Source organism: Pseudoalteromonas sp. Angola-7 (assembly GCF_028599255.1).
In the GTDB taxonomy this organism is placed as follows: domain Bacteria; phylum Pseudomonadota; class Gammaproteobacteria; order Enterobacterales; family Alteromonadaceae; genus Pseudoalteromonas; species Pseudoalteromonas atlantica.
In genome coordinates, this window is the sequence record NZ_JAQREL010000030.1 from 1 (window position 1) to 1,483 (window position 1,483).

The 1,483-nt window shown below is 51.0% G+C and carries 1 rRNA gene; it reads left to right on the forward strand.

The features are described 5' to 3' along the window. Positions 1–1,422, forward strand: a 23S ribosomal RNA gene (locus PSH50_RS20920); the annotation flags it as partial. Between the last annotated feature and the right edge of the window lie 61 nt (positions 1,423–1,483).

The window sequence follows — 1,483 nt, forward strand, 5'->3', positions numbered from 1 at the left end:
GACTTAGGTAAATCCGGGTTGCTGTTAGGCTGAGACACGAGACGAGCACCCAAGGGTGTGAAGTTGCTGATGCCATACTTCCAGGAAAAGCCTCTAAGCTTCAGATTATACCGAATCGTACCCCAAACCGACACAGGTGGTCAGGTAGAGAATACTAAGGCGCTTGAGAGAACTCGGGTGAAGGAACTAGGCAAAATCGTACCGTAACTTCGGGAGAAGGTACGCTCCTATCTGTGATGAGATTTACTCTCTAAGCGGACGGGAGCCGCAGTGACCAGGTGGCTGGGACTGTTTATTAAAAACACAGCACTGTGCAAAATCGCAAGATGACGTATACGGTGTGACACCTGCCCGGTGCCGGAAGGTTAATTGATGGGGTTAGTTTTCGGACGAAGCTCTTGATCGAAGCCCCGGTAAACGGCGGCCGTAACTATAACGGTCCTAAGGTAGCGAAATTCCTTGTCGGGTAAGTTCCGACCTGCACGAATGGTGTAACCATGGCCACGCTGTCTCCACCCGAGACTCAGTGAAATTGAAATCGCAGTGAAGATGCTGTGTACCCGCGGCTAGACGGAAAGACCCCGTGAACCTTTACTACAGCTTGGCACTGAACATTGAACCTACATGTGTAGGATAGGTGGGAGACTTTGAAGCAGCGACGCTAGTTGTTGTGGAGTCGTCCTTGAAATACCACCCTTGTAGTTTTGATGTTCTAACGTTGGCCCCTGAATCGGGGTTACGGACAGTGCCTGGTGGGTAGTTTGACTGGGGCGGTCTCCTCCCAAAGAGTAACGGAGGAGCACGAAGGTTGGCTAAGTACGGTCGGACATCGTACGGTTAGTGTAATGGTAGAAGCCAGCTTAACTGCGAGACAGACACGTCGAGCAGGTACGAAAGTAGGTCATAGTGATCCGGTGGTTCTGAATGGAAGGGCCATCGCTCAACGGATAAAAGGTACTCCGGGGATAACAGGCTGATACCGCCCAAGAGTTCATATCGACGGCGGTGTTTGGCACCTCGATGTCGGCTCATCACATCCTGGGGCTGAAGTCGGTCCCAAGGGTATGGCTGTTCGCCATTTAAAGTGGTACGCGAGCTGGGTTTAGAACGTCGTGAGACAGTTCGGTCCCTATCTGCCGTGGGCGTTTGAGAATTGAGAGGGGTTGCTCCTAGTACGAGAGGACCGGAGTGAACGAACCGCTGGTGTTCGGGTTGTCATGCCAATGGCATTGCCCGGTAGCTACGTTCGGAACTGATAAGCGCTGAAAGCATCTAAGCGCGAAGCAGGCCTCGAGATGATTTCTCACTAGACTTTTAAAGTCTCTGAAGGGCCGTTGAAGACTACAACGTTGATAGGCAAGATGTGGAAGTGGTGTGAGCCATTAAGCTAACTTGTACTAATTACCCGTGAGGCTTAACCATACAACGCCAAACGCGTTTTGTGACAGAAACAAGCGACAGAAGTTAATAGCTAAAGTAGATA